The sequence below is a fragment of the Bradyrhizobium sp. dw_411 genome, assembly GCF_018449695.1.
In the GTDB taxonomy this organism is placed as follows: domain Bacteria; phylum Pseudomonadota; class Alphaproteobacteria; order Rhizobiales; family Xanthobacteraceae; genus Bradyrhizobium.
The window spans coordinates 285,063-306,815 of the sequence record NZ_JAAVUY010000003.1 but is presented as its reverse complement, the minus strand read 5'-3'; the positions used below and the strand labels follow the sequence as shown (position 1 = coordinate 306,815).

The 21,753-nt window shown below is 59.7% G+C and carries 20 protein-coding genes; 8 read left to right on the top strand and 12 right to left on the bottom strand.

Going from position 1 to position 21,753, the window contains the following annotated elements:
* Window positions 1–19: 19 nt before the first annotated feature.
* From HB676_RS06425 to HB676_RS06395, 7 genes are all read right to left on the bottom strand, one after another.
* Window positions 20–802: an SDR family oxidoreductase gene (locus HB676_RS06425; protein WP_213736864.1), complete on the bottom strand. Its 783-nt coding sequence runs from the start codon at window positions 800–802 to the stop codon at window positions 20–22.
* The gene (gene hisD / locus HB676_RS06420) at window positions 799–2,124 is read right to left on the bottom strand and encodes a histidinol dehydrogenase (protein WP_213736863.1); all 1,326 of its coding nucleotides are present in this window, start codon (window positions 2,122–2,124) and stop codon (window positions 799–801) included. Before hisD ends, HB676_RS06425 begins: the two co-directional genes overlap by 4 nt.
* Window positions 2,125–2,159: 35 nt before the next feature.
* Complete coding sequence (locus tag HB676_RS06415) at window positions 2,160–2,918, bottom strand: ABC transporter permease (protein ID WP_213736862.1); 759 nt, start codon at window positions 2,916–2,918, stop codon at window positions 2,160–2,162.
* Complete coding sequence (locus HB676_RS06410) at window positions 2,915–3,562, bottom strand: ABC transporter permease subunit (protein WP_213736861.1); 648 nt, start codon at window positions 3,560–3,562, stop codon at window positions 2,915–2,917. The genes HB676_RS06415 and HB676_RS06410 overlap by 4 nt, the downstream gene beginning before the upstream one ends.
* A gap of 104 nt (window positions 3,563–3,666) precedes the next feature.
* Entirely contained in the window at window positions 3,667–4,485 is an 819-nt protein-coding gene (locus tag HB676_RS06405) for an ABC transporter ATP-binding protein (RefSeq protein ID WP_213736860.1), read from the bottom strand.
* Window positions 4,486–4,492: 7 nt separating this feature from the next.
* The gene (locus HB676_RS06400) at window positions 4,493–5,449 is read right to left on the bottom strand and encodes an ABC transporter substrate-binding protein (protein ID WP_213736859.1); all 957 of its coding nucleotides are present in this window, start codon (window positions 5,447–5,449) and stop codon (window positions 4,493–4,495) included.
* A gap of 33 nt (window positions 5,450–5,482) precedes the next feature.
* Window positions 5,483–6,211 (bottom strand): GntR family transcriptional regulator, encoded by a 729-nt coding sequence (locus HB676_RS06395; protein ID WP_213736858.1) that lies wholly within the window; start codon window positions 6,209–6,211, stop codon window positions 5,483–5,485.
* A 141-nt stretch (window positions 6,212–6,352) separates the two neighbouring features.
* On the opposite strand from HB676_RS06395, the gene HB676_RS06390 reads away from it, so the two are divergent.
* The 3 genes from HB676_RS06390 (at window position 6,353) to HB676_RS06380 (ending at window position 9,664) form a co-directional block, all read left to right on the top strand.
* Entirely contained in the window at window positions 6,353–7,237 is an 885-nt protein-coding gene (locus HB676_RS06390) for a fumarylacetoacetate hydrolase family protein (RefSeq protein ID WP_213736857.1), read from the top strand.
* Window positions 7,238–7,272: 35 nt separating this feature from the next.
* The gene (locus HB676_RS06385; protein WP_213736856.1) at window positions 7,273–8,235 is read left to right on the top strand and encodes a VOC family protein; all 963 of its coding nucleotides are present in this window, start codon (window positions 7,273–7,275) and stop codon (window positions 8,233–8,235) included.
* Window positions 8,236–8,626: 391 nt separating this feature from the next.
* On the top strand, window positions 8,627–9,664 hold the full coding sequence (locus HB676_RS06380; RefSeq protein WP_213736855.1) for a hypothetical protein: 1,038 nt from the start codon (window positions 8,627–8,629) through the stop codon (window positions 9,662–9,664).
* A gap of 111 nt (window positions 9,665–9,775) precedes the next feature.
* Here HB676_RS06380 and HB676_RS06375 read toward each other — a convergent pair whose 3' ends face one another.
* Entirely contained in the window at window positions 9,776–10,690 is a 915-nt protein-coding gene (locus HB676_RS06375; protein WP_213736854.1) for a LysR family transcriptional regulator, read from the bottom strand.
* Between the two features lie 198 nt (window positions 10,691–10,888).
* Here HB676_RS06375 and HB676_RS06370 point away from each other — a divergent pair, with 198 nt between their 5' ends.
* The 3 genes from HB676_RS06370 to HB676_RS06360 all read left to right on the top strand — a co-directional run bounded on the left by HB676_RS06370 (window position 10,889) and on the right by HB676_RS06360 (window position 14,093).
* A complete protein-coding gene (locus tag HB676_RS06370; RefSeq protein ID WP_249780087.1) occupies window positions 10,889–12,088 on the top strand; it encodes a serine hydrolase domain-containing protein in 1,200 nt (399 codons plus the stop codon).
* 208 nt (window positions 12,089–12,296) lie between these two features.
* Window positions 12,297–13,223 (top strand): NAD(P)-dependent alcohol dehydrogenase, encoded by a 927-nt coding sequence (locus HB676_RS06365; protein WP_213736853.1) that lies wholly within the window; start codon window positions 12,297–12,299, stop codon window positions 13,221–13,223.
* A 273-nt stretch (window positions 13,224–13,496) separates the two neighbouring features.
* Window positions 13,497–14,093 (top strand): intradiol ring-cleavage dioxygenase, encoded by a 597-nt coding sequence (locus tag HB676_RS06360; protein ID WP_213736852.1) that lies wholly within the window; start codon window positions 13,497–13,499, stop codon window positions 14,091–14,093.
* A 539-nt stretch (window positions 14,094–14,632) separates the two neighbouring features.
* Here HB676_RS06360 and HB676_RS06350 read toward each other — a convergent pair.
* Window positions 14,633–14,830: a hypothetical protein gene (locus tag HB676_RS06350; protein WP_213736850.1), complete on the bottom strand. Its 198-nt coding sequence runs from the start codon at window positions 14,828–14,830 to the stop codon at window positions 14,633–14,635.
* Window positions 14,831–15,064: 234 nt separating this feature from the next.
* Between HB676_RS06350 and HB676_RS06345 the strand changes: the two genes are divergently transcribed.
* On the top strand, window positions 15,065–15,610 hold the full coding sequence (locus HB676_RS06345) for a nucleoside 2-deoxyribosyltransferase (protein WP_213736849.1): 546 nt from the start codon (window positions 15,065–15,067) through the stop codon (window positions 15,608–15,610).
* 51 nt (window positions 15,611–15,661) lie between these two features.
* Here HB676_RS06345 and HB676_RS06340 read toward each other — a convergent pair whose 3' ends face one another.
* A complete protein-coding gene (locus HB676_RS06340; protein WP_213736848.1) occupies window positions 15,662–16,060 on the bottom strand; it encodes a DUF302 domain-containing protein in 399 nt (132 codons plus the stop codon).
* Between the two features lie 260 nt (window positions 16,061–16,320).
* Between HB676_RS06340 and HB676_RS06335 the strand changes: the two genes are divergently transcribed.
* Window positions 16,321–17,550 carry an MFS transporter gene (locus HB676_RS06335; protein ID WP_213736847.1) on the top strand — a complete coding sequence of 410 codons (1,230 nt, stop codon included), beginning with the start codon at window positions 16,321–16,323 and terminating at the stop codon, window positions 17,548–17,550.
* A gap of 26 nt (window positions 17,551–17,576) precedes the next feature.
* On the opposite strand, the gene HB676_RS06330 is transcribed toward HB676_RS06335, so the two are convergent.
* Entirely contained in the window at window positions 17,577–20,213 is a 2,637-nt protein-coding gene (locus HB676_RS06330) for a glycosyltransferase (RefSeq protein WP_213736846.1), read from the bottom strand.
* A 129-nt stretch (window positions 20,214–20,342) separates the two neighbouring features.
* Entirely contained in the window at window positions 20,343–21,566 is a 1,224-nt protein-coding gene (locus HB676_RS06325) for an ABC transporter substrate-binding protein (RefSeq protein ID WP_213736845.1), read from the bottom strand.
* Window positions 21,567–21,753 lie beyond the last annotated feature (187 nt).

Genomic DNA, 21,753 nt, shown 5'->3' with positions numbered 1-21,753 from the left:
TAGATCAGCGGGTCATCGTTCACTCCGCGGTCCATCCACCGTCCAGCAGCACGGCGGATCCGGTCATCAGCGCACTGGCATCGGAGCAAAGAAATACGACGGCCCCCATGATGTCCTCCAACCGCCCGACGCGGCCGAGCTTGATCTTGTCCCCGAGCCAAAGCCGAAACGCCGGATCGTCGAAGAACGGACGGGTCATCGGCGTATCTATGAAGGTCGGGCAAAGCGTGTTAATCCGAATGCGGTGGAGGCCGAGCTCGATGGCGGCGGCCTTCGTCCAGCCCTCCATGGCGAATTTGGTCGCGCAGTATACCGATCGGCCCGGACCGCCAACATGTCCCATCTGAGAAGAGATATTGACGATGCTGCCGCCTTTGCCCGCATCGACCATGCTGCGCGCGACGATTTGCCCCGCGAAGAATGCCGCTCGCAGATTCAGCGCGACCACATCATCGAACGCCTTCTCCTCGACTTCGAGGAACGGCTGGTGGCGGCTTCCTCCGGCATTGTTCACGAATGCATCGAAGGGGCCGTGGTCGGAAACGACGCGGCGCACGGCAGCAACGTCCTGCACATCGAGGACGCAAGGATCGGCGCTGCCCCCTGCCCGACGGATCGCGGCCGCGGCCGTCTCTATTTCGCTTTCCGTTCGGGCCGCCAGCACGACGTGCGCACCAGCCTCCGCGAGGGCCGCGGCGCAACCCAAGCCGATTCCTCTGCCTGCACCGGTGACCAGCGCACGTTTTCCTTCCAGACGGATCGAAGGCATACGCGGGAGGCGCGTTTCGGCAGATTCATTCATTCCGCCGCCTCGATGGCGGCCGCATGGGCATAGGGAACGTTTCGACCGCCGTATCGGCGCACGCGCACATTCGCCTGTTCGGCATGTCCGGCGAAGCCCTCCAGCATACATAGACGCGACGCATACGCCCCGATGCGGGCTGAAGCTTCGTCGGTGAGAATCCTCTGGTAGGTGCAGGTCTTGAGAAATTTCCCGACCCACAAGCCGCCCGTATAACGAGCCGCCTTTTTTGTCGGCAGGGTGTGATTGGTACCGATGACCTTGTCGCCATAGGCGACATTGGTTCGGGATCCCAGAAACAATGCCCCGTAATTTCGTAACTCGCGAAGGAACCGGTCGGGATTTGCGGTCATGACCTGCACATGCTCCGACGCGATACGGTCGGCCTCCCGTATCATTTCATCCTCATCCGCACAGATGATGATCTCGCCGTAGTCTTCCCAGGCCTTTCTGGCGATTTCGGCGGTCGGGAGAATTCCGAGGAGCCGCTCGATTTCAGCGATCGTTTCGCACGCCAGGCGCTCCGATGTCGTGAGCAAGACGGCCGGAGAATTGGGTCCATGCTCGGCCTGACCGAGCAGGTCGGTAGCGCACAGCTCGGCGTCGGCGCCCTTTTCATCCGCGATGATCAGGGTCTCGGTCGGTCCGGCGAATAGATCGATCCCGACGCGCCCGAACAACTGGCGCTTCGCTTCAGCCACGAAGGCGTTGCCGGGTCCGACCAACATGTCGACCGCGGCGATACGCTGCGTCCCGAGCGCCATCGCGCCGACCGCCTGTACTCCGCCGAGCGCGTAGATCACGTCGGCTCCCGCCAGTTTCTGCGCCGCGACGATTGCGGGAGCCGGCTTGCCCTGAAAGGGGGGCGCACACGTCGCAATGTACTGAACGCCGGCGACCTTCGCCGTAATGACACTCATATGGGCCGACGCCAACAGCGGGTATTTTCCACCTGGCACGTAGCAACCGACCGACTGAACGGGAATGTTCCTGTGCCCCAGGATCACGCCCGGCAACGTCTCGACCTCGATATCGCGCAACGCTTCCTTTTGCGCTTGAGCGAAGTTGCGAACCTGCTCCTGGGCAAAGCGGATATCGTCGATATCCTGGTTCCGGAGTTGAGACATGCAGTCCCGCACTTCCGCGTCCGTCAAGCGGAAGTCGTCCCGGTCCCAGCCGTCGAATTTCGCGCTGAGCTCACGGACCGCGACATCCCCGCGCTTCGCGATATCGCCCAGAATTCCTTCGACCGTCGTGCGAATTTTGGCATCGTCCGCGGCTACTTGATCCGCGTCCCTGCCCTTTTTTAGATACTTGGCCATTATTCTACATCCCAGTGGTCGTTGACAGAATTCGGTTACGATCGTTGCCAGCGCAGGCACCAACGCTCGATGGCACCAATGCAGATATCGAGGACAAGCCCCGTAGCGCCGATAACGAGGATGCCGGCGAAAAGGTCTGCTGCGCGAAAATTACGACTGGCCAGCAGGATCTGACCGCCCAGACCCCGGCTCATGGTGATCATCTCCGCCACGACACACAGGACCAGGGCAAGCGTCAGTCCGAGGCGCAACCCGGCAAGCATGTCCGGCAGCGCGGCCGGAAGTGCTATCCTCGTAATGATGCGCGCGCGGCTCATTTCCAATCCCGCCGCGACTTCGCGCAGGCGCGGATCTACCGCCCGCACGCCTGCGATCGTGCCGAGCAGGACCGGCCACAGCGAGCCCAGAGCGATCACGACGACGATCATCTGATCGGTCAGGCCCATGACGAGGATCAGAAGCGGAATCAAGGCGGAGGCCGGCAGGGACCGAACAAACTCGAGCGTAGGATTAAGCAAGCGATGCGCGAAGCGGTTGGAGCCGACCAGGATACCCAGCGCGATGCCGAGCAAGGAAGCCACGACCCACCCGAGCAGCAACCGCAACGCGGTATCGGTGGCGGCGAGCGCAAGCTCTCCCGATTCCGCGATCCTCGTCAGCGACATCCAGATTTCACCCGGCGCCGGAAGAAAGAGCCGCGGCAACCAACCTCTGGACCATGCGAATTGCCACAGCGTCAGGATAATCGCCGGCAACAGGATGGTTTCGAGGATCCGAAAGACCGCGTGCTTCATCGGCCGGCTCCATCGACGACATCCCATCGAAATAAACGAACTTCAGCGAGTGCCACGACGGCATTGGCCATCCATCCGACGAGACCGACCCACACCAGAAAAGCGAGCACCTGATCCGGTCGCAACGCGGCCTGCGCGCCGGTCATCAAATAACCCAGGCCTTGCGGATTGACCGCAACCTCGACCGTAACCGCGACGACCAATGCGACGCCGAGGCCCAACCGGAAACCCACGAACAACTGGCGAAGGGCGGCAGGAAGCAGGAATTTCAGGAAGCGTTCCGGAGCACTGAATTCCAGCGCTTTCGCCACCTCGACAAGTCTCTCATCGACCGAGCGCGCGGCGGTGCGCGCAACGATCATCACTGGCCAGAACGCGGCGAAGGCGACGACGACCGATTCCATCGACGATCCGAAACCAAGCATCAACAGCGCGAGAGGAATAACGGCGACCGCCGGCACCGGTCGCAAGACCTCCACGACCCCGACGGCCAGACGATCGGCACGAGGAAGCGATCCCACCAGAAAGCCGAACGGAACGCCGAAGAGGATCGCCAGGCTCAAACCACAGACAGTCGCTTGAAAGGTTTCCCCGGTTGCTTGCAGCAGCGAGCCGTCCAGCAGAGAGGAAAGAAGCGCGCTCATGACGTCAGCAGGGGTTGAGAACGTCTGAACCGGAAATCCGGGCAGGAGAGAGCAAAGCTGCCAGGCAAAGAGAATGAGCGCAGGCGGGACGAACCCCAAAGCTCTCATCGTCTGCCCTCTTCCGTAAGAAAGCCTCTCAGACGATGGCGCAGAGCGAGAAAACGAGAATCCTCGCGCGTGGTCAATTGATCTCGTGGACGGGGAAGATCGACATCCACCACCTCGGCGACTCTCCCGGGATTCGCGCTGAGCGCCACCACGCGATCGCCGAGGTAGATTGCTTCTTCGAGATCGTGGGTAACGAAGACGACGGTCATCTCCCGAGCCGCGGCGAGCTTAAGAAGCTCGTCCTGAAGGGTCTCTCGCGTCATTGCGTCCAGCGCACCAAACGGTTCGTCCATTAAGAGCATATCCGGCGATTGAGCCAAGGTCCGGGCGATTTGCACGCGTTGCTGCATGCCACCCGAAAGCTGCCGCGGATAGGCGTCGGCGACGTTGGCAAGACCCACCTGATACAGCAGGCGTTCGGCAATCGCTTTGCGCTCGGCCCGCGGCGTCTCACAAGCCTCAAGAGCCAACTCGACATTGCCGCGAACCGTGCGCCACGGCAGTAGCGCGCGGCCATAATCCTGAAACACAAAGGCGAAACGACGCGAAGGCGCGACGACCTGCCGTCCCTGGGCCATGACCGCCCCCTCGCTCGCCCTGATGAATCCGCCCATCATCCGAAGCAGCGACGTCTTGCCTGATCCCGACGGACCGATAATGCACAACACCTCTCCGGCTCGTACTTCGAGATCGATTTCCTGGAGAATGCACTTGGAACCGATGCTTAAACCGGCATTGGTGACGGCGAGTTGAATGGAGTGCGAAGGCACTCGTGCGGGTGGTGGGCCCAAACTCATTGTCGCAAGAGTCGCCATCATGCCCTCACGAAACCGGGAGCAGTTTGTCGATGGAAACCGGCTGGCGAACCATTTCCTGCTCGCGGGCCACCTGCACCCAAAACTCGATCTGGGCACGATCGATCCGGGTACGAAGGATCGGTGGCGGAAGGTTCGCGAGCACATCGACGGGTAGCCGCAGATAACGAGAAACGATGTCGAGAACACCGGCCGGATCCTTGGTGGCCAGTTCGTCGGCCTCGGCGATCGCATCCGAGAACGCCGACAAAGCCGAAGAATTCTCTTGAGCGAAAGCCGCGGTCGATGCGTAATTTCCGGAAAGCGCGCCTTCGGGTATCGAGCTCAGCATATTTCCCAGTGCCTTACCGACATTGTCCGCCATGATACGGCTGCGGACGGGGTCGCCTGCGACCACGGCATCCAACTGACCGCCGCGCATCAGATCGTACATTTGCGCGAACGGTGTCTCGACAAAGTTGACCTTGCGTGGATCGACTCCGTTCTGAGACAGCCATCGACGTGCGATCACGTGAAACAGCGCGTTCAGCCCAGGCACCCCGATCCGCTTTCCTGCGAGGACGGACGCCGAATCCGGACCGTTATCCGCGCGAACGATGATGCCTACGCTTGGCCTGGCCGAGGAAAGCACTCCCCCTCCGCAAACGAATCGGAGGTCCAGGCCACCATCTACCGCCTGCAGGAGCGTCGTCACGGAAGGCGTGCCGATCTGGATGCTTCTCGAGTAGAGAGCCGCGGGAATAGTCGCATTGTTCGCAATCAGTGTTGCGTCGACATCGAGGCCGCGCCGTTTGAACATGCCTTTGTCTTTCGCAACAAAAAGACCGGTAAATTCGTTGATGGCCGTGAAGCCGACCGTGATCTTTTGCTCGGTCGCATTCGCGGTTCCGATACCAACGCAAAGTGGAATGGTGCCCGCCAAGGCGAGAAACTTACGCCGGTCGATTCCCGTTGAAGTCGTCATCTTCGCCTCCCTGTGGATAATACCTGCCTGCGTTCAGCCGCAGTTGAGATGGATCGACGTTAGCCGGAAACGCTGCGTGCTCTCCGCGAGATGAGCGTCCAGAAGGATGCGGGTCGTGAGCCGCAGATGCATTGACAATGTCTCGACCGCACGGTCGGCATCGCGCGCGAGAGTGGCCTCCATGATGTCGCGGTGCTCGGCTTCTACATCGCGCCGCTGGGGATTGACCGGTACGGACAAGCGCCGATAGCGCTCGCTTTGCCCGTAAAGTTGTTCGCGGATTCGGAGAAGCCAGCTATTACCGGCTGCCGCGACGAGGGCCTCGTGAAAAGCCGCGTGAGAGGCGACCCAGGCATCCGACAGCCGATCGGAGTCGTCCGGGGCGAAATACGGAGTGCGTCCAAGCGCGCGGAAGGCGGCCTCGACCCCAGCCTCCCATCGCACACCGCCCTTCGCGATGGCGGCACGCAAGCACCAGCCTTCGACTTCGATACGTGCTAAAGTAAGCTCTTCGAGATCACTCCCCGACACCGGTGCAACGGTGAAGCCCCGCTGGGGTTCGGATATGACCAATCCATCCGCGGCGAGCCGCGAAAGCGCCTCGCGCACCGCACCCAGACTGACTCCACCGAGAGCCTCGCAGAGATCAGCGATACGCAGCTTGACGCCGGGGCCGAGCCGACAGGTCAAGATGTCAGCGCGAATGCGCTCATACACGTCTTGGGTCAGGCTTCGCGATCTAACAGAAGTGGAATTTGGCATTGGGTAGCGCCTCCTCTCGCTTCTGAGCGAAGCAGATCGCATATAAAATAGATTTTTGTATTAGTAAAATAGATTTTTTTATTGCAATATCGTTTGTCCGCTGGCACCCTCGCCACCGAAACCGAAAAGGGACATCGCGTTATGCGCATTGCCACGATCAAGACTTCTCAGGGTGTCGGCCTGGGATTGAAGACGAGTACGGGTGCCGTTCGGGCGCTATTCCAGGAAAGGTCGCCATGGCTGGGCGGCCTTCTCGATTTGCTTCGAGAAGGACCGGATGCGCTGAAGAATGCGGAACGAACGCTCGCCGGGGCGCCCGAAATCGATCCCTCAGAAATAACATTCCTGCCGGTTCTGCCTGCTCCGGAAAAGATCATCTGCGCCGGCCTGAACTATGCGGACCATTCGGCCGAGAGCGGTTTCAAACAGCCGGACTATCCGACTCTCTTTCCGCGGTTCGCGTCATCGCTGGTGGGGCACGGCGCAGCGATCGTGCGACCTCTCGCGTCAGATACACTGGATTTCGAGGGCGAAATCGCCGCGATAATCGGCAGGGGCGGGAGACATATTCCGAGAGCCAAGGCTTTGAATCATGTCGCCGGCTACGCTCTTTTCAACGATGCTTCCGTGCGCGAATACCAGTTCAAGGCCCCGCAATGGACTGTGGGCAAGAACTTCGACGGGACCGGGCCTTTCGGACCCTGGTTCGTGAGTGCGGATGAACTTCCGCCCGGTATCCGCGGCCTGCGGCTGGTGACCCGATTGAACGGCAAGGTCGTACAATCGGCGTCGACGGACGACCTGGTCTTCGACATCGCCACGCTCGTCAGCGTGGTCAGCGACGCGATCACATTGGCTCCGGGAGACGTGATCGTCAGTGGAACGCCGGGCGGTGTGGGCCATGCCCGCATGCCTCGCCTCTATATGCATGCAGGAGACGTGTGCGAGGTCGAGGTCGACGGGATCGGCGTGCTTTGCAACCCGATCGAAGACGAGGTCTTGAATTCGCAAACCGCTGCCGCGTAAACGCCGGCCAACAATATCCATGGGGAGGAACAGTCATGACGCAAACCGGCGGCTTTATTCCTGCGACGCGACGACCCGGTGTTTTAGGAGTTCACTCGGTACGGCGATTAGCGATGACCGTTCCCGATGTAGAAGTAGCGCGCCGGTTCTATTCGGATTTCGGCCTGGATACGGTCGCGCAAGGCGCTAACCTCGACGTTTCCATCCAGGGGCAAGCCGCGCCCTGCATCACAATAGCCGATGGACCTCGGAAACGGATCCATCACCTCTCTTTGGCGGCCTTCGAAGACGACATTCCCCGATTCACCTCGCATTTGAGGGAATGCGGAGTCGAGCGATTGGCGCCGCCACCGGGCTTCGAATCCAACGGTCTGTGGTTTCGTGACCCCGATGGAATGCTGGTGGAGATCTGTGTCGCACTCAAGACTACGCCTGATCGGAAGACGCCCGCGCTTTGGCCCGCCAGTACCGCGAACTCCGCGCGCGCGCCATCGAGGACCGGAGCAAGCAAACCCCCTCCGACGAGGATGTCGCATATCTTGTTTTTCACTCCGGAATTGGACCGGGCCGTGAAATTCTACACGCAGGTTATCGGGCTTCGATTGTCCGACCGGGCCGGCGACGAGATCGCCTTCATGCACGGGGTCCATGGTAGCGATCACCACCTTATCGCCTTCGTCAAATCGGAGGGACCGGGGCTTCATCATTGCAGTTTCGACGTCCCCTCCCTCGAAGCCGTCGGGCTGGGGGCCAAAGCAATGGCCGACAAAGGACACCAACGTGGCTGGGGCATGGGCCGGCACGTCCTTGGCTCCAACTATTTCCACTATGTCCGCGACCCCTGGGGAAGTTACGCCGAATACTCCTGCGATATGGATTTTGTGGCCGCCGATTACGATTGGGAAGCGCACGACAACAAGGCAGAAGACGCCTTCTATGTGTGGGGGCCCACCCCGCCCATCGATTTCGCCAGGAACTACGAAGTGAGCGATGAGTGAGAGGGAGCTCTCTCGCGCGAGGCTTCATGCGCGTGACCGGCCAAGCCGAGATGGCGGCTTGAGGAATTTTAGCGCTCTTTATTTACTTCGGAAGAGAAGAACGTTCGGAGCGCCGCGGATGGCATTTCACGGGCGAGCTATGAAAATATGGGCACCCTGTTCGCACCGACAGAAAATACAGAATTCGCTGCGAGATCGATTACAGACCCTGTCCGCTCTTCGATGCTCATCTATATGGTAGCCGGATAGCGGCGCGTGTCGCTGCGGTCGGACTATACCAGCTCACTATCTTCATTTTCGGGAGCCTTTTATGACTGCTCATTGGATTTCCAAGCGTGCGTTCGTTGCTGGCGGGATCGTCGCTGCGGCCGGACTTCGAGGCGTAGGAAATGTGGCGCGGGCCGAGAGCGGGCCCGTGTCGGCTTTGCCTGACAAAGGTGGTACGGCGCCTTGGGACTATTGGCAGTCGAACGAGGGCAGCGGCGTGCTTCGGGTCGCCTCCGCCGCTATCCTGTCAGCGAATCCGTACAACACGCAGCCCTGGCTGTTTCGGCTCAACGCCAACCGGCTCGAAATCATTGCCAACAAAACCAGAAATCTTGCCAACCTCGATCCATATCGCCGCGAATTCTATATGGGTCTCGGCTGCGCGCTCGAAAACACCTGCGTCGCGGCGCCATCCCAGGGTTTGGCAGCCAAGGTTTCGCTCCTGCCCAATGGTCCCGATGCCGACACCGCCGCAGTTGTGGAGTTCGAACCGACGGTTGCGGCACCTCATCGGCATCACAACGCGATCTCGCTCCGCCACACCCATCGCGGGCCCTATCAGCTCGACCGCCAGGTCGAGAGCGACGTAGTGGATGCCTTGTCCGCCCAGGCGACCAACCCTGACGTCAAGCTTCTGCTGATCGATGCTCGCGGGAGCGAGGGAAAGAATTTCAGCGGACTGGTGATGGAGTCGTCGCAACGCATTCTCAGTGTTCCAGGCCTGCGCGACGGTCGTCACATCGGCATTACGATAAACGCGCCAAGCGGCACGGATACGAATGATCAGGCACTTGAAAAAGCTGATGCGGCGTGGGTTGAGATGACGCGGACAGTGGCTTGCGGAACGGCTGCGGCGTTCGGGTTGATTATGGTCCGTGGACCGCGAACCGATCACCGCCTGCACATGGAAGCCGGCCGGTTGTGGCAGCGGACTCACCTTGAGGCCACCTTGCGCGGTTTGGCCATGCAGCCGATGAACCATCACATCGAAGTCATCGACTATGAAACGTCGACCGAAAGCAAATCTTCGGTCGCTGCCCGTTTGAACCTCGGTACAAATTGGACGGGATGGGAGCCGATTTTTGGCTTCCGGGCCGGGTATGCCGGCGGGACCGCACCGGCGAGCGGACGTCGGCCGCTCAGCGCCGTTGTGATCGCCTAAACATAGATTGTGCAACGCCGCGCGGAGGAAGTCCACGCGGCGTTGCACTTTTCATCGGGCAGCATGCGAGATGCTATCCAGATTTATTTGTTTGCGTGAAGCCGCTCAGCTTTATTGAATTGCCCATGGCGGATTCGGATTGAAAGCTGCGACAAGGAAGTCAATCATAACCCTGACCTTTGCCGTGGGCGACCGATCAGGCAGGTAGATAAGATGTATGCCTCCCAGGCTCGCCGCAGGAGCCTCCAGCGTAACACTTTCAAGTTCGCCCCACCGGATCGCATCGGCAACAACAAACTCCGGCTCATATAGAACTCCGAGGCCCGCAATCGCGGCGTTGACAAGAGCGTTGCCATTATTGGTTCGCATCGTCCCCTTCACGGCAACCCGCTTGTCGCGATGCTCGCCGAACAGCCATTCATCGGGTTGCGATACGGCGGAAATGGAGGAGCCTAAACAATTATGGTCCTTAAGGTCTGCCCACAGCTTCGGGCGGCCACGTGCCGCCCAATAGGCCGGAGCCGCACAAACGATCATGGCGCTTTCGGCCAGCCTTCGAGACACGAGGCGGCTGTCCTTGAGGGGACCGACGCGGATCGTCAAGTCCCACCCCTCATCCACCAGATCCACGATGCGATCGTTCAAACCGAGATCAACCGTGACCTTCGGATGTTGTGCGCTAAAGGCCGAAATGAGTGGCGCCACATAACGTACACCGAATGAAAGGGGCGTATTCAATCGAAGGAGACCGGTTGCGTCCACTCGCTGCGACGCGATCATCGCCTCCACTTCCTCCAATTCGGGTAGCAGCCGGATACATGTCTCCAGATATTGCCGGCCGGGTTCGGTGAGGCTCAGCTTGCGCGTGCTCCGGTGAAACAGGCGCACCCCCAACCGCCCTTCCAAAGCATCGAGGTGCTTGGTTGCCATCCCCGGAGAAATTGAAAGTTGCCGGGCGGCGGCCGAGAGACTTCCCGTGTGAGCGGCGCGCGAAAACACCTGCATTCCCGTAATGCGATCGAGCATGAGAATTTCCTACCCAGGATGAGAACTGAATTGCCCAATTGACATATTATCACCTCTCAGGGAGAGCCGTAAGTTATCCATCTCTTGATTGTATCGTTTGCGGAAGCTGGAAATGAAGCCACCGTCCCCCGGAAGCCCGCAGCAGGCTCCATAGAAGTATCGAGGCGCGAATTTCTGGCTGCAGCGTCGGCCGTAGGATTGACGGCAGCATTTGCAAGCCCCGCCATTGGGGACGGGTCGACACTGCAAACAGCCGCGCGTCCTTGGGACCGGACAAAGGCGCTGGATGCCATCATCAACGATGCGGTGAGCGGCGATCATATCGTCGGCGCAACGGTCATCGCTGCAAAAAATGGCGAGATCGCCTATCAGCGCGCCGTTGGTTTTGCCGACAGGGAATCTCAACGCCGGATCGACGAGGGCGAAGTCTACAGACTGGCTTCAATGACAAAGCCGATCGTTTGCGTGACGGCGCTGGCCCTCGTTGATCGCGGTCAACTCCGCCTGGAAGACCCGGTAACGCGCTGGCTTCCGGACTTTCGGCCGAAGCTCATCGACGGTCGCGAGCCGCTCATAACGGTTCGCCACCTTCTCACCCATACCGCAGGCCTGACCTATGGCTTTCTTGAGCCCCGGGATGGTCCGTACCATCGCTTGGGTGTTTCCGATGGCCTGGACGCCTCCGGCCTGACGCTCGAAGAGAATCTGCACCGGATAGCCTCCGCGCCCTTGCTCTTTGAACCGGGCACCAGCTGGCGTTATTCCGTTGCGATCGATGTACTCGGAGCCGTCATAGAGCGTGCGACGGACTCGAAATTGCCTGACGCCGTCCGAAACATCGTCACGCGACCGCTGAACATGACCAGCGTCAGCTTCGTCAGTTCGCCGGAGGGCAACGGGTTGGCCACCCCTTACGGCGATGCCTCCCCGCGCCCGGAACGTATGGCAGAGCCATTTTCACTCAAGTTCGGTCAAAGCGCCATCGACTATTCACCCGCCCGCGCTTTCGACCCAAAGGCATTTCCTTCGGGTGGTGTCGGTATGGTCGGAACAGCCATGGACTACCTGCGCTTCGCAGAAGCAATTCGCACCGGAGGTTCGGGGATCATCCGCCCGGAAACCGTCGCCGCGATGACGAGCAATGCAGTTGGCGACCTGACGGTAGGTGCAGCCGGACCTGGTTTCGGTTGGGGGCTTGGCGTGGCGGTTCTCAAGGACCCGGTCGCGGCAAAGTCCCCGATGATGGCCGGAGCCTGGATGTGGGCAGGAGTGTACGGCACGAATTTTTGGGTAGACCCGGCCGCCGGGCTGTCCGTCATCGTACTGACGAACACCGCAGTCGCGGGAATGACCGGCGATTTTCCAATGTCCCTTCGCCGCGCAGTCTACGGTGCGTGATCCGTCTGTTTCGCAGACCTGGCTGCCGCCGGATTCGGCAATCGAGAATGATCCGGAAAATTCAAATGGCGGGCTGGTATGGACCGGCCCGTCGACAAACTTCCAGGAGAAATTGATGAAGGCTTTTCAAATCAAGGCCGGCGCCGGTCTTGCCGGACTTGAACGCGTCGAGCGTGCCAGCCGCAAGCCCGATGCGAACGAAATCCGCGTGCGCATCGATGCCGCCGCGTTGAATTATCGCGATCTCAGCTTCGCAAAGGGCCAATTTTTCAATCCTCCCGATTATCCGCTCATCCCGCTCGTCGACGGGTGTGGAGATGTTGTTGCCGTGGGCACGGCGGTAACCCGATTCAAGCTGGGTGATCGCGTCATCACGAGCTATTATCCGCGATGGATCGACGGTCCGTTGTCGTTTGGCAAGACGGCTGTTTCCTTCGGTGCCCAGACAGACGGCACGCTTGCGCAAGAACTTACAGCGAGCGAGGAAGCATTCGCCCACGCACCTCGCACCCTCGACGCGATCGCGTCTGCAACGCTTTCATGCGCCGGCGTCACGGCGTGGAATGCGCTGTTCGTTGCTGGCGCGATCAAGCCAGGCGCGAGTGTTCTCCTGTTGGGCACGGGCGGCGTGTCGCTCTGGGCACTGCAGCTTGCTCGAACCGCCGGTCTCTTCACGATCATAACCTCGTCGCAGGACGAAAAGCTCGAACGCGCGCGTTCGCTCGGTGCCAGCGCAACGGTCAACTATCGCAAGACGCCGGAATGGCAGGAGGAGGTCTTGCGACTCACGGGCGGCAAAGGGGTCGATCTCGTCGTCGAAGTCGGTGGCGAGGGTACTTTGGCGCGATCACTGAAGGCCACAGGTCCAGGCGGGACGATCGTCGTTATCGGCCGGGTCAGCGGCGGCGGCGGCGTCTCGATCGAGCCGGGCGCGCTGATCGCCGGCGCAAAGCGTCTGGTCGGCATCACGGCCGGCAGCCGTTCTATGCTCGAGCAGCTTGTCCGTTTCGTCGACGTGAATGAGATCACTCCGAATATCGACAAGGTCTTTCCTTTCGACGAGGCGCCATCCGCCTACGAATATCTTGAGATGGGCCGGCACTTCGGCAAAGTCGTGGTTGATATCCGGGCATAGCTTGGCAGAACTGGCGCAAACTCATCAGAGTGAGGGTCGTACGGGTCTGTGCGAGCCCCGCCGATATCCGGATGCAGTAATCTCATTGAGAAGCAGGCCTCAGCGAACGGTACCGCTCGAGCGTGGCCGATCTCGTATCGTCAGTAAAATAAGTCTTTCCTAATCTGCGGCAATCGATCGGATCTCGGCCTGTTATAATAATGCATGTATCAACGGCGCGGCTATGCGTGCTTGAGCCGTGTGAACCAAGATTGCCTCACAAAGGGGATTTCCGTGACTAATTATCAATCGCGTCGGCGTGTACTTGAGGCTGGGGTGTTTGGCCTCGGTTCGTTGCTGGTGCCCAGCAGGAGCTTTGCAGAAAGCCAGCCGTCCATCACGCCGGAATGCCGCGACAGCGATATGGCCGCTACGCCAAGAGAGACCGAAGGCCCCTTCTTCAAGCCATCGTCACCAGCGAATGCCGATCTCTACGAAGTCGGAATCGCCGGACGCCTGTTCGAGCTCTCTGGCTTCGTACTTTCCCGGGACTGCAAACCAGTTTCAAGAGCGCTACTTGATTTTTGGCAAGCGAATGACACAGGTGATTATGATAGCTCGGGATTCCGCTTGCGCGGCCATCAATTCACCGACGCTGGCGGTCGCTATCGATTGCGCAGCATTGTTCCAGGAGCGTATGAACGACGCACACGACACATTCATGTAAAGGTTCAGCCACCAGGCGGGCGTTTACTCACTACGCAGCTATATTTCCCCGGCGAGCCGAAGAATGGCTCGGACGGCTTTTTCCGTAGTGAGCTCTTGATGCGGACAGCCAGCAATAACGCTGCACTCACCGGTCGTTTTGATTTCGTGCTCGATGTTCGTTAGGGTGACTGATTGGCGAGGCCCCACGCAAGAGGGACGGTGGCGTGAATTTCGTCAACCCAAGGGTCCGTAGCTGACCACTACGGTAATTTTATAGACGCGATACGGAAATGCATCGTCTTCGGTACCGCGTATTTAAGGAGCGACTCGATTGGGACTTTCAATTCAGTGGTGCGCAATCTGCTTGTAACTTTCGATGGCACTCGATTGTCTGGCGAGGCCTACAACAAATACACCCGGCGACTTATCGAACGCCGTCTCAGTGGCTGAAGCTAAGCCTTTGTCGAGTTCTGCTTCCCGTCGATAGCACGAACAGCCACAACGCCAGGCCAATTGCGTTCGCCGGACCAACACCACCAGCCGAAGCGTGCTTTTGAATGCGGCAGCAAGCTGTGGCAAGCCAACGCGTGTGAACGAAAGGAGAAGAATAGTAGAAACTTCGTGCACAGGATTTGCACACGCCCCCTTATCTAACTATTTTATTTCAAATAACTCTCTACCCAGTCCATCATCGGCACGACGTTAAATCGAGGCCCCTGAAGCTATTCCGTCTCGCTTATTTTCTCGTTGGATTGCGAGCAGATTGTAACCAGGAAGGCCATCCGGCTGCATTGCCATTCCGCTCCGAGGAACGGGTCAGATACCACCTGTGGACGACCGACGGCTACAGCGGCACCGGCCGCAACGATGGTGATTGCCGCAATCGCGAGTGTCCTCTGCCTTTGCCAAATGAATTTCATGGCGTCCTCCTTTTTAGAGATCGGGAGCGTGCGCCGGGTAGACACCAATCTTTATGAGTTAGGTCACACCTTGAAGCGAGTTCAAGATTAATTGAGGACAATGGGACCTGCCGTGCAGAACGGTTCCGCCAGGCCGACGCGGGTCTGTCGGCCTGCGTCAGCATGAAGCAGCTATCCGAACCGTCTGATTCCACTTATGTTCATCCGCTCAAAATCCACTTGGTGAGACCGGTTATGACAGCAACAGCCTATCTGGCGGGACCTGACGTGTTTCTTCCCAATGCGGTCGCACACGCCGCGACAAAAGTGGAGATATGCCGGCGAGCCGGTTTGCGCGGGTTGCCGCCGCTCAACGATGATGCCGCAGCGGCCACGACGCAACCGGAATTCTGGCAAGTAATTTATGAAAAAGACATCGCCATGATGGAGAAAAGCGACCTCATCATCGCCAACCTTACACCGTTCGGAGGCGCCTCCGCCGACTCAGGGACGTTGATCGAGGTCGGCTGGTTTCTCGGCCAGGGCAAACCGATCTTCGGCTATTCGAATACGCCGGAAAATTTTGAATCCCGGATGCGCAGACAGCTCGGCGCAACGCAGACGGATTTCGACATCGAGGGCTTCCATCTACCCGACAATCTGATGATTGTCGGCGCGGTCCGCAGCGGCGGATACCCGATCTTTCTTCCAACCGACGGCAAAGCGCGCGGCCTCGATGCGCTCGACGTGTTCGAGACCTGCGTCGAGGCGGCGGCACGGTATTTTGCCGGGAAGGCGTAAATGATCGAAGCGCGCGACGGGATTCGTCTGCACGGCATTGGACAAAGCGCGTCAGATTGAGTTGACGAGAAGCTGCTGAGCTTTGGCTAGACGTTCAGCGAACTCGGCTGGAACCTTGTAGGGCGCGAGGGTCTGCTGAATTGGATGAAAAGCAATCAGCGTCTCCCCCTTGGCATCTTCCCTGATCAAAACGCGAAGCGGCAAGTCCAGGGCCGCGGCTGGATTTGCCTGCATCACGGGTGTACCGCCGCGAGCCTGCCCATAGATCAGTACGATCGTGGGCGGCATCGACATATCAACGGCTTTCGCGCCACCGGCGTGGTCGATCGTGGCAAACACGCTCATGCCGGCTTTTTCGATCGCGGCAACCAGGCGACCGACCGTGGGCTGAAAGCCCACGCTGCTTTTGTGCTCGACGTAATCATCCGTAACAATCCCGGGCGTCGTCATGGCGTTACTCCCAATGTGAACCGCGCCGATGTCAGGCCGGTTGTCGGCAGCTTTCAAAACTAAACGACAATACCAGTTTCAAGACAAGCGCACAGATAAACACCAGCACCACTGATCACCAACAGGGATGATCCATTGCATATCTTAGTATACTCAATCGGTGCGCCAGTTACCTTCAATTCACTTGCTATCGCCGCCGCATCAATCAATTATCCTCGACGCATACACATATCGGCTCGCGTACCCTGAAGGTGGATGGAATGGCAATTGCAGCATTGTCCGGCTGGACCAGCGAACAGAAGCACGTTGTCGCCGCCAGCTTTCTCGGATGGTCGCTGGACGCTTTTGATTTCTTTCTTCTGGTGTTCGTGCTCAAGGACATTGCTGCGGAATTCCAGACCGACATTTCAGTCGTGACGCTGGCTATCCTCCTGACTTTGGCGATGCGCCCGATCGGAGCTTTCATCTTCGGCCGCGCCGCCGATCGCTGGGGCCGCCGGCCGACCCTGATGGTCGATATCCTGCTCTACTCGATCCTTGAATTCGCATCAGGCTTTGCACCGAGCCTGACGGTGCTGATCATCTTGCGCGCACTATACGGCGTCGCGATGGGCGGCGAATGGGGCGTCGGGGCATCGCTCACGATGGAAACCATCCCGCCGCACGCCCGCGGTTTCGTGTCGGGCCTGCTGCAGTCGGGCTACCCGACCGGCTACTTCGTGGCATCGATCGTCTATGGCACGTTATTTCCCTATATCGGCTGGCGCGGCATGTTCATGATCGGCGTGATCCCTGCCCTGCTGGTCCTGTACATTCGCCGCAACGTGCCGGAATCGCCGAGCTGGAGCAAAGAGGCGGCGGTCGAGCGCGGCAGTACGCTGGAGGTTTTGAAATCGCACTGGCGCCTTGGCATCTACGCGGTCGTCCTGATGACCGCGTTCAATTTCTTCAGCCATGGCACGCAGGATCTCTACCCGACATTCCTGCAGGTGGAACACAAGCTGTCGCCGCACGCGGTCGGCATCATCGCGGTGATCTATAATATCGGCGCGATCTGCGGCGGCATTCTGTTCGGCACGCTGTCGGAGCGTTTCGGCAGGCGTCGATGCATCATCATCGCGGCGCTGCTGTCCTTACCGGTGATCCCGCTCTGGGCCTTCTCGGATAGCCCGGTACTGCTCGCGATCGGCGCGTTCCTGATGCAATTTACCGTACAGGGCGCATGGGGCGTGGTGCCCGTGCATCTGAACGAATTGTCACCCGACACCGCGCGAGGGACGTTTCCCGGTTTCGTGTATCAACTCGGCAACCTCCTGGCATCCGTGAACGCGACGCTGCAGGCCGGCATTGCCACGCATTTCGGCGGCAATTACGGTCTCGCACTCGCGCTCGTGGCTGGCACCGTGGCGATCATTATCGCGGGACTGACAGCCGTCGGTACCGAAGCCAAGGGGGTTGCCTTCAGCAAGGCGAAGACGGCTGCTTCGTAGACGTTTCTCGCCCTGAGCTTCTTGCCTTAAGTCGCCGCGCGCGTGGCTGCGACTTTCAACTTGTTCTCGCCGAAGCGTTCCAGCCAGACCAACGCCACGGCCGACAGGAACGGCAGACTCTGAAGCAGCAGAATCGTTGCAAATAGATCCGCCTCGATATGACGGTAGATGTTGGCCGCATAGACCGCCGCGGCGCCGGCGACCAGCAGCACGCCGAGCCACATTTCCGGCATCGCCAGAATGCGCGTGCTCACCCCCGCGCCGCCGCCCTTCCGGGTGCGATGGAAGTAGCTGTGGCTTGCGGGAAGCATGGCTTTGAAGGCCGCACTCGCGACCGTCCATTGCACCGACATGAAGACGATCATCGCGCCCAGCATCTGCCAGTATGAAACCGCGACGCGCATCCGGTAGGCACAGGCAAAGTGCACCAGTGTGACCAGAAACGCCGCGATGATCGGAAATGTCAGCAGGACGTCGGGTATAGCGACGATATCCAGCGCAATGAATGGCACCCAGATCAAATTGAGCAGCGCCGCCCCGACCGCGACGGTTTCGGCGCCGAACCAGTTGAGCCAGCCCAACAGGAATTCGCGCTTCTGGTGATGGTCGAGCCGGCTGATCCCCGGCAGGAACTTGCGCCAATGCTTCCTGACGATCTGCACCGCGCCTGTTGCCCAGCGCGCGCGTTGAACCCTGAAAGCTTGATAATCCTGCGGCAGCAATCCCCAGCCATAACGCCGGTTGGTGTAGTGGACGCGCCAGCCGAGTTCCATGATCGACAGGCCAAGGTCGCTGTCCTCGCAAATCGTGTCGCTCGACCAGCCGCCGGCAGCCCCCATCGCGGTGCGGCGGATCAGGCACATCGTGCCGTGAACGATGATGGCGTTGAACTCGTTGCGCTCGACCATGCCGATATCGAAAAATCCGGCATATTCAGCATTCATGGCAGCATGGATCAAACTGCGATCGCTGTCGCGATGATCCTGCGGCGCCTGAATCAGACCAACCTCGGGATCGGCAAAGGCCGGGACGAGATCGCTGAGCCATCGGGGATCGACCACATAATCCGCATCGATGACGCCGATGATCTCGGCATCGGCAGCGGTCTGCGCCAACGCAAGCCGAAGGGCCGCGGCCTTGAAACCTTCGAGGTTTTCGACGCGCAAAAACTTGCAGCGCGGACCGAGTTCGCGGCAGCGCGCCTCGATCGGCTGCCAGAACGCCGGATCCGGCGTGTTGTTGATCACGACGACGCATTCAAAATTCGGATATTCGAGCCGGGCCACGGATTCGATGGTACGCAGCAGCATCTCCGGCGGCTCGCGATACGCAGGAATATGGATCGAGACCTTTGGCGTGAGGACATCCGTTCGCGGCGGCGATATCGCCAGCAGCCGTTCGGGCTTGCGGCCGAAGGTCACCGCCGCCAATTCCCCCACGCGCGACAACAGGATCGGCGCGAGCAGCGCAAGCAACGGCAACGCAATGCCGAACGCGATCAACTCCCCATGCAGGAAATAATGGGCGTGCCAGTAGCCGAGCACGCTGGCGCACCAATCGCCGATCACATGGTCCGCGCCAGCCAGCAGCGTTACCTGTCCGATGGTAGCTCCGGGCAGCAACAACACCGAAAGCGACAATAACAGTCCGACAAGAACGGCGCACGCGGCCGCCTTCCAGTATTCAGGGTCGACCAGCAACCCCGTCCAGGCGAATTTGGGCCGCAGCGACGCATCGAGAATGCCCCAATAGGGACCGACATTCCCCTCGAACAACTTCTCCGGCTGATCGATCGCTTCGACAATGTTGTAGTCGATACCGAGCGCGGTCGCGCGCGCCACGAAATCCCGCAAGATCACAGCCTGGGTGATCGCGCCGGGTATGGACTGCTCATAGTTGCGGCCCGCGCTCGGCCAGCCCAATTCGCCGACGACGATGGTCTTGTGCGGGAATGTGGCCTGCAGCTTCCCGTAAATTTCCAACGACCGCTCCACCGCGGCTTCCTTGGGGCCGCCTTCCCAATAGGGAATGATGTGAGCGAAGATCTGATCGACGGCATCGCCGAGCTCGGGATGCTGGACGAAGATTTGCCAGTTTTCCGCGGTCGCCACCGGCACCGGGCTTTCTCGTTTCACGCGCTGAATGATCTGGATGAGTTCGGCTACGCTGTGTTCGTGCCGGAACACCGTTTCATTGCCCACGACAATGCGCGTGACGTTGGGATGGTGCCTCGCCAGATCAAGGGCCGAGACGATCTCGCGCTCGTTCCGGGCTTTGTCCGGGCCGATCCAGATGCCTTGCGTGACCGTGAGCCCGAGCTCCGCTGCAATCTCCGGAACGCGCTCCAGGCCTTGGGTTGAAGCATAGGTGCGCACCGCCCTGGCCTGTCCGGCGATGGCGGTGAGATCGGCGCGGATCCGCGCTTCGGGCACGCTGCGTCCGGCGGAAGGGTTACCAACGAACCGGTTGTACGAAACGCTCGCGAGCCGGTCCTCCACTGATGCTGCCGTTGTGGTCGGATTCCTCAGCGCCCATAATGCCAGATGGAGACAGGCGACAATGCCGAGAACGAGGACCGTCGTGCCCAACGACAGGGCACGGCTTGGACCTTGTCCGATGCCGACCGATTCCCTGCCCCGCGCAATCTCATCGGCCGTCTTCATGTCAGCGCCCTGCGGTGCGCACAATGTGTGTTTCTTTATCTGCGATAGCTATCCGGCCGGCTTGCAGAGGTGTCATGCGCCCATGATGCGCTTGCATCCCTCGCGTAATCAACGCACCGAGGCGCGATCTCAATTTTTTGGCGCACTCAGAAAAGCACTTTCAATCACTTCACCGATCGGCTGCCAGGTGGTGCCGTCGAATTGCACCAGCCGCATCTGTTCAATGGGACGAAAATCCGCCGGGCCTGTATTGATCGCGATGCCGGGAAGCGTGACCGAGTTCTGGTAATTCTTCAGCGAAGCCGCCTGCCGCATGATGTTTTCGCGCGACAGATCATTGCCGCACTGCTTCAGCATCTGAGTCAATGTCTCAGCAGCGGCATAGCCAAAGACGGTGTTGCTGTCGTCCTTGTCGCCATCAGGATAGTATTTGTCCATGAACGACGACCAGTCCTTCATGGCGGGATCGTCCTTCCAGGCCGGGTCGCTGGCGTCCTTCAGGAAAGACGTCGAGATCACCCCGATCGAATTCTCAAGGCCGGCAGGCTTCAACGCGTTGGCGATGGAGGCGGACGCGTTGTCGAGCATAAAAACCGGATGCCAGCTGAAATCCGCCATCCTGCGGATCGCAAGCGCGGCAATGGCGGGGGACCCGTCAAAAACGAGGATTTCCGCGCCCGAGCTCTGCAGCAACTGGATCTGGGTGTCGATCGATGTGTCCGACATCTCGAATGTGGTGTCCGAGACGATCATCCGCGTCCAGTCGCCGAGGCCTTCTTGCAGGCCCTTGAACAAATCGCGTCCGAACTGATCGTTCTGCCAAAGCACGGCGATCTTCCGCTCCGGATAAAACGCCTGGATATAATTGGCATAGATCCGTCCCTCGGCACGGAACGGCGGCTGCCAACCCATCGTCCATGGAAAGGCCTTGGGATTGCCCCACTCTTCGTCGCCGGATGCCACGAACAATTGCGGAATCTTATTCTGGTTCAGATACGGACGAATGGCGAGATTGTCCGGCGTCCCGAACGATCCGAAGATCAGCAGGGCCTTGTCCTTCTCGACCAATGTTCGGGTCTGCTGGGACGCCTGTTCGGGATCGGAATTGTCATCGTTGGAGATGAACCTCACCTTGCGGCCGTTGATCCCGCCGTGCTCGTTGATCATATCGAAATAAGCTGCCTCGGTCTTGCCTATGGCGCCAAAGGTGGCCAGCGGACCCGTATAGGGCATCACGTTGCCGATGCGAATTTCGGTGTCGGTAACGGCGACATCCGGTGCTGGCTGCGCCGCCACGGCATCGGACAGGCAGGTCAGGGCCGCAACGAAAACCATCGAATGTGCGATTTTCATCATCCCTCGCATCGATACACCCATTCCGGGGATAACTAATCCCAGTGGTTGCTGCGATTGCAGCATTCTTGCGGACAATCTAGAACTTTTTGCGGTCCTACGGCGTTCTCATTACAGCCTGCTTGGCCGTGATTTGTGACGCTTTGCCGCCCCGGCAAGAGGTCACATCATCAGCCACAGATCTGCC

Coding starts and splice junctions, on each gene's coding strand:
- HB676_RS06425 (WP_213736864.1), bottom strand. CDS start 802: ATGAATGAATCTGCCGAAACGCGCCTCCCGCGTATGCCTTCGATCCGT.
- hisD (WP_213736863.1), bottom strand. CDS start 2,124: ATGGCCAAGTATCTAAAAAAGGGCAGGGACGCGGATCAAGTAGCCGCG.
- HB676_RS06415 (WP_213736862.1), bottom strand. CDS start 2,918: ATGAAGCACGCGGTCTTTCGGATCCTCGAAACCATCCTGTTGCCGGCG.
- HB676_RS06410 (WP_213736861.1), bottom strand. CDS start 3,562: ATGAGCGCGCTTCTTTCCTCTCTGCTGGACGGCTCGCTGCTGCAAGCA.
- HB676_RS06405 (WP_213736860.1), bottom strand. CDS start 4,485: ATGGCGACTCTTGCGACAATGAGTTTGGGCCCACCACCCGCACGAGTG.
- HB676_RS06400 (WP_213736859.1), bottom strand. CDS start 5,449: ATGACGACTTCAACGGGAATCGACCGGCGTAAGTTTCTCGCCTTGGCG.
- HB676_RS06395 (WP_213736858.1), bottom strand. CDS start 6,211: ATGCCAAATTCCACTTCTGTTAGATCGCGAAGCCTGACCCAAGACGTG.
- HB676_RS06390 (WP_213736857.1), top strand. CDS start 6,353: ATGCGCATTGCCACGATCAAGACTTCTCAGGGTGTCGGCCTGGGATTG.
- HB676_RS06385 (WP_213736856.1), top strand. CDS start 7,273: ATGACGCAAACCGGCGGCTTTATTCCTGCGACGCGACGACCCGGTGTT.
- HB676_RS06375 (WP_213736854.1), bottom strand. CDS start 10,690: ATGCTCGATCGCATTACGGGAATGCAGGTGTTTTCGCGCGCCGCTCAC.
- HB676_RS06350 (WP_213736850.1), bottom strand. CDS start 14,830: ATGAAATTCATTTGGCAAAGGCAGAGGACACTCGCGATTGCGGCAATC.
- HB676_RS06345 (WP_213736849.1), top strand. CDS start 15,065: ATGACAGCAACAGCCTATCTGGCGGGACCTGACGTGTTTCTTCCCAAT.
- HB676_RS06340 (WP_213736848.1), bottom strand. CDS start 16,060: ATGACGACGCCCGGGATTGTTACGGATGATTACGTCGAGCACAAAAGC.
- HB676_RS06335 (WP_213736847.1), top strand. CDS start 16,321: ATGGCAATTGCAGCATTGTCCGGCTGGACCAGCGAACAGAAGCACGTT.
- HB676_RS06330 (WP_213736846.1), bottom strand. CDS start 20,213: ATGAAGACGGCCGATGAGATTGCGCGGGGCAGGGAATCGGTCGGCATC.
- HB676_RS06325 (WP_213736845.1), bottom strand. CDS start 21,566: ATGAAAATCGCACATTCGATGGTTTTCGTTGCGGCCCTGACCTGCCTG.